This window comes from Pirellulales bacterium, assembly GCA_035656635.1.
Lineage (GTDB): Bacteria > Planctomycetota > Planctomycetia > Pirellulales > JADZDJ01 > DATJYL01.
In genome coordinates this window covers 24,540-30,539 of sequence record DASRSD010000088.1, presented here as the reverse complement: position 1 = coordinate 30,539, position 6,000 = coordinate 24,540, and the positions used below count along the sequence as shown (strand labels likewise).

At 55.6% G+C, this 6,000-nt stretch carries 2 protein-coding genes and 1 pseudogene; 1 reads left to right on the top strand and 2 read right to left on the bottom strand.

From position 1 onward, the window contains the following. Positions 1-74, top strand: a pseudogene (locus VFE46_08285) (IS3 family transposase). Positions 75-204: 130 nt separating this feature from the next. On the opposite strand, the gene VFE46_08280 reads toward VFE46_08285, so the two are convergent. Both VFE46_08280 and VFE46_08275 read right to left on the bottom strand, forming a co-directional pair. Then, the gene (locus VFE46_08280; GenBank protein HZZ27989.1) at positions 205-3,507 is read right to left on the bottom strand and encodes a dockerin type I domain-containing protein; all 3,303 of its coding nucleotides are present in this window, start codon (positions 3,505-3,507) and stop codon (positions 205-207) included. Between the two features lie 418 nt (positions 3,508-3,925). Beyond that, positions 3,926-5,842: a PEP-CTERM sorting domain-containing protein gene (locus VFE46_08275; GenBank protein HZZ27988.1), complete on the bottom strand. Its 1,917-nt coding sequence runs from the start codon at positions 5,840-5,842 to the stop codon at positions 3,926-3,928. Between the last annotated feature and the right edge of the window lie 158 nt (positions 5,843-6,000).

Sequence of the window (6,000 nt, the reverse complement as noted above, 5' to 3'; positions counted from 1 at the left end):
ACCGAAGAATTACGGCATTGCTCAATCACCAAGGGTGGACTGTGAATCACAAACGCGTGGAACGACTGTGGCGTTGAGAAGGATTGAAAGTGCCGCAAAAACAGCCGGCTCGGAAGCGGTTGTGACCGCATGCTGACCCTGTTGGATGAGTTTACGCGGGAATAATCCCCGTTCAATGTGCCGTGTCATCCGCTTCCATGCGGTTTACGCTTCGTCCTTGAGTTCGCAGCGATTCAAGTACATACTGGCAAATTGTGAACGATTCATGCCAAGTCTTACACAAAACACTGCCGCAAATGCCAAGGAGGCCAGTATCCAACTCACCGGTTCAGGGACGGAATCGGTGGAGCCGCCGCCGGATTTGAGAAGATCCAGCAGCGCTTGCAGATCGGCATTGTTGAATTTGCTATCGCCGTTGAGGTCGCTGAAGCTCGGAAACTCGACGGGCGAGACACTAAAGGTGGATTCATAAGTGCTAAAGCTGGTAAGGGCCAGTTCCATTGCTTGAATATCCGTCGCATCGACGTGGCCATCGCGGTTGAAATCACCTAGTAACAGGCTCCTATCGACCACTGCGAGAATGCCACTATCGTAAAGCTGGTTGGTGCTCCATTCCAATGTGCCGCTCAGCGTGGGAAGTTCCACCGACGTGAACGTTCCGTTTAGCGTCCCCCAATCGAGAATGTCAAACCGATCTCCCGCATTCGGCGTGAATCCGTTAATTTGTAAAACATTGAGCGTACCTCCGAGGCTGAGAAGTCCGCTGGCAATGATGGCGTCGTACTGGCTGCCACGGGAGGTTCCCCCCAGCTCCATGTTCAATGTGCTACCCGATGCGAACCCGACGTTGCCGACTGTTGCCAGAGTGGGAGAAAATCCTGGATCGTACGTGCCGCTGAAGGTTACGTTGTTGAATGTGCCGGCACCTTTGATCCAGCCCGACAGGGTTATGGGTTGGGACGCCGAATTACCTTGCACAGTGCCATTAATGATGGAATGCTTAGCCAGCGTGTTTGAGGAATTGATCGTACCGTAGCCGGTGATCGCGCCGCCGAAATTCTCGACCAGACCATTGGCAGCATTAATCGTGCCTGCGCCGCCGAGTCCTCCTAGTGCCGTGAGATTGCCCACCGTCGCCGGCGCGCTGCTGTTGAGCGTGATGATGTTTTCTTTCACCCGCAATTGGCCGGCATCATTGAAGCCCGCCGGCGAAGTTGGATCGCCTAACGCCAAGGCTCCGTCGGCTTCAATCACCGAGCCCAATTCAGCGGTCACTTGGGCATGCACCGCGCCATGCCCCAAAAAGTTTGATCCGCTTCCGAAGCTAACGCCGTTAGGCGCGTTGATCGTGCCGCCGATCAGCGAAGTCAGGACGCCCAGTTTTGCGTAACCGGCACTGTTCAGCGTGACGGTATTAGCGCCCACATTGAGCGTGCCTTGGTGAATGAACCCGGTGAAACTATTGGCGTTGCCCAGCGAAACATTGTTTGCACTCACATTGATCGTGGTGCTGGGTGAGTTGCTAACTAACGAACCGTTGAATCCACCGCCTGTGGAATTAAATCCCAGCGAGCCTTGATCGAAACTGAAGGCGCCGTTGACCAACATACTTCCAGTATTGAGCTTACCACCAGATAATGTCAGGGTATGTGTTGCGTCGATCGTGGTGGTTCCCGTCAGAGTTACGCTTTGATTTGTCGCAATATTTGGATCAGCACCCAGCAGCCCGCCACTTCCCACGGTGAGATTGCCGACGTACGAAAGGCTGCCGGTCACAAGATTGACAGTACCACCGGTGTTGGTCAGCGCTTTTAAGTCCACGCTACCGCCATTGATGTTGAGCGTCCCGGTGACATTCAATGTGGTCGTGCCGCTAGTGCCGACAGTCAGCGCGGCCCCATTGTTGACATTCACTGTGGCGCTGCCGCCGGACGCGGCGCCAATCACAAGGTTTGCGGCGGGGCTTGAAGGCCCTCCGCCAGGATTCAGTACTACTGCGGACCCCAGGCCAGTCACGGTCATTGCGGCCGTGCTCTCGAACAATCCGGCAGCGATATTCAAATTACCGACGTTCAGCGCGGCACCGCTTTGCACTTGGACGGTAACCGACTGCCCGTTGCCTGCCATCGCCAAGTCGATGCCTCCGTTAAAGCTACCAGTCGCGCCATTGCTGAAAACAACATTCGACGTGACGCCATTCCACGCACTAACACTGGCTGTATTGGCCACGGCCGAGGAACCGGCACCATCCACATTCAGCGTGCCGGAGTCGGAAACGGCACGCGCAATTCCGATAGGACCTAGGGACGAGAGCGATCCTCCTGAAGCGACATTGATTTGAGCGTTTCCCTGAATGAATACTGGCGACTCGCTAAGGGTAGTCTCCAACTTCGAACCGGCGCCGCTGATGGTGTATTGCGCGTTGGACGCAGTCATGTAGCCCGCTGAAAAGCTGGCGCGCCCGCCGCCACTGATGATCATCGATTGACTATCGGCTAAATTGAAATTGCCGGGATCGACTTCGAGCACACCACCATCGATCAGCACACGCCCGTTGGCGTCCAGGACGCCTTTAGCTCCAATATTCACCGTGCCTGTTTTGTTGATCGTAAACTGCTTTCCGGTATCCAGTGTGCCGCCGAAAGTTGCGGCGCCGCCGACATTGATCGTCGCTATGCCGCTGGTGGCGTTGCCAACCGTCAGCGGCGCCACTTGGGTAAATATGGAGCCGTTGCCATTGATGTTCAACGTGGCTGAGGTCGCCGCTCCGCCAACTGCGTCGAGATTCACAGCGCCCGCGTTCAAAACGGCGCCGGAGAGAATATTCAGCGTGGCCGTCGTCCCCGACGTGCCGTCGTTGGCCAGGTCGATTGGCGCGTTAAGGTTGTTGAAAGTGCCGATGGCGCCGTTGCTGAACGTGACGGTTGCCGTCCCGCCGTTTGCACCCCACGCGTTGGTCAAGAAGCCCGAGGCGATGGCCTGTGTCGAAGCACCATCCACCAATAGCGTTCCGCTGCCGATCAACATCGTGCCCGTATTGACCTGACTACCCAGCAGAATCTTGAGAGTGCCCCCATTTTGCACCGATACGGCATTGCCGGCGGTGAGATTCATCGCTCTGTCGCCAGTGCCATCCGCAGCGCCCAGTGTGAGTGAGCTGCCAGTGCCGGTGATCGTCGTAGTTTGATTGCCTCCAATACTGGTCACGCTGAGCGTGGTACCGCCTGCGGGACTGCCCATGAATGTGACATTGCCTGTAGAAACCGTGAGGTCCTGAATGGGAGCTGGAGAGGTTGAAAACGTTACTGGATAAGTAGCCGACAGATTAAATGCGGCCGAATCGGCACTGCCCGGCACACCCGAAAAGTTCCAATTATTTCCACTAGGAAGTCCGGCATTCCAATCGCCACCGGAGCTGTTGGTCCAAACATAGGAATTGGCTTGAACTAGCGAAGCCGCTGAAGCCACGATCAATCCCATCCCCAGCCGTCTCAAATGACAGGTCATACTATTTTTCCTAATTGAGACGTAAATTTTTCGTCGGTTCATATGCAGTCCATCAACCGATCCAAGCGCTTTCCGTGCAGGGCTTTGAGACGATCTTAGTCAAGCATTGGGTGCGCCACTCTTGTCGAGGTTCATTCTGGTAAGAAACCCGATCGCGAAAGAACACCGACCAGCAACCAAACGGTCCTGGCGGCAGTGACCGGGGCGAGTGCATAAGTCGTCCAGAGGTCTAAAAGCCGAGCAGATCTGAACCCACTTTAACCAACCGCGCCAGGAAAATTGCATTCACCGCTATTAATAAGCGACATCATTCATTGATCACCGATCGAACAGTTCGGACGTATTTTCACGCATCCTGTATGTCATGCGACAGTTAGCGCGAGGTTGTCTCACGACATCGAAAAAGTTTTTTAAGTTTTTACAGGAACGCGCATGTCACGGATACGTTTCGATCCGGGTCCGAAAAACTTCTACGCCGCGCGATCCACACCAGCGCGCCGAATCCCAAGGCGGCTAGCACGAACGTTGATGGTTCCGGCACGGTTGCTATGAAGCCGTGCTCCCCCGATGCGTCGAAGTAACCGCCGATAATGGTGTCGCCGTCGATGCCAGTGGCATAGGAGCTTGCCCACGTTCCTAATGGACCATCCAGCGTCGTGTAGGTCGAACCATCGTAGAGGAAACCGTGGGTGATACCAGATGATGAATCAAAGGATGTCCCCACGATGTTTCCGCCGGAAATTCCTTGGGCAATGGTTTGTCCATTTGGTACGGCCGACGGATCGTCGAGCGTTGTCCAGTTCGTGCCATTATAGAGGAACCCATGGATTACACCGGAAGAGTCCACATAAGTTCCGACAATGTTGCTGCCGGAAATCCCGAATGAATAAGTGTCATGCCCCGGCGCCGACGGATCGTCGAGCGTCGTGTAGGTCGAACTGCTGTAGAGGAAACCGTGATAACCGTCCGAGCCAAAGTAAAACCCGACGACTGTGCTCCCGGAAACCCCCCAAGCTTGCGTCTCACCGCCCGGTATCGCCTTGGGATCGTCGAGCGTCGTGTAGGAAGAACCGTTATAGAGGAATCCGTGTGCTGTACCGGAAGCGTCGTTGTATTGCCCGACAATATTGCCGCCGGAAATTCCCAACGCAGAGATATTACTTATTCCAGGTGGTTCCGGTAGCGTGGTATACGAAGAGCCGTTGTAGATGAAGCTTTGATAGCTGGGAGTTCCGGGAGAGCCTGTGTAATCGTTTCCGACAACGTTGCCATCGGAAATCCCGCGGAAGCCGCCGGCAACCCCAAACTCATCGCCGCCGAGTGCGCCAGGACCACTGTAATCGAACGTGGTGTAGGTGATGGCCAGCGCTGGTGAGACTGCAGCTACACATAGCAATGCGGCAAGGATGGGTACATATTGGTGCTGTCGGCGTCTTCGCAGAACACAGCCAATCAAGCCGAGAATGCCGAGGCCGGCGAGTGCGAATGAGGATGGCTCCGGCACGGGGTCGGGGCCGAATGCGAGATATGTCGCGTCAGGGATGCCACTTGCAAATGTACTCACCGTGCCGTTGGGAGCAATCTCACTAATCGTGCCAATTTCCTCCGCGACGAGAAGATTGCCGCCGGCGTCGAAGGCCAGACCGGCAGCACTGTTTGAGTCGGCAGGCAGTGACGCGAAGAGGCTCACGATTCCGGCCGGGGTGATCTTGCTGATCTGACTGATGTTGCCTTCTGTTGATGCGAAGAGATTGCCAGTGCCATCAAAGGCTAGATCGAGAGGAATCGAGGGGAGGGTCGCAAAGTTGCTCACGACACCTGCGGAGGTAATCTTGTAGATTTCGTTGCCACCCGTCGCGTAGAGGTTGCCGCTGCCGTCGAACGCCAGACCCGCAGCACCGCCGGGCACGGTCGCGAAGATACTCACGGCGGCGGAGGTGATCTTGTAGATTTGACCGTTACCGCCGTTGGCGGCGTTGTCGGCAGCATAGAGATTGCCGTTGCCGTCAAAGGCCATGTCAAGAAGGAAGGGGAAGGTGTTGAAAGAGGTCGGGATCGTGGCATAGAGGCTCACGGTCCCGCTCGGGGTGATTTTTTGGATTGGGCCAAGAGAACCCACGACGTAGAGATTGCCGTTGCCGTCAAAAGCCTCGCCAAAATATTCTGCATCCGAGGGCAGCGTGGCAAAGAGGCCTACGGTGCCGTTGGAACTAACTCGGTCGACAGCTTCGGTCGGGTAATTGTCAACGGAGACATAGAGAGACTCAGCACACACTGGAGCGGCAATCAGACACAGCATAGCAGCCAGCACGATCGTGGTTCGTTTCGTATTCAAGCGAGTTCTCCTAGTTCAAACAGCAGTCGATAAGCGATTAGCGGAGGGCAAAAGAGTCGCGCTGCTGCAGAACTACATGCGAAGCGCTCCAGGGCTAAGCAATTGCCGTTCGCTAGTTGTACATGCGAAATCGGCGAGCAGCAGGGCTCAACCAGATG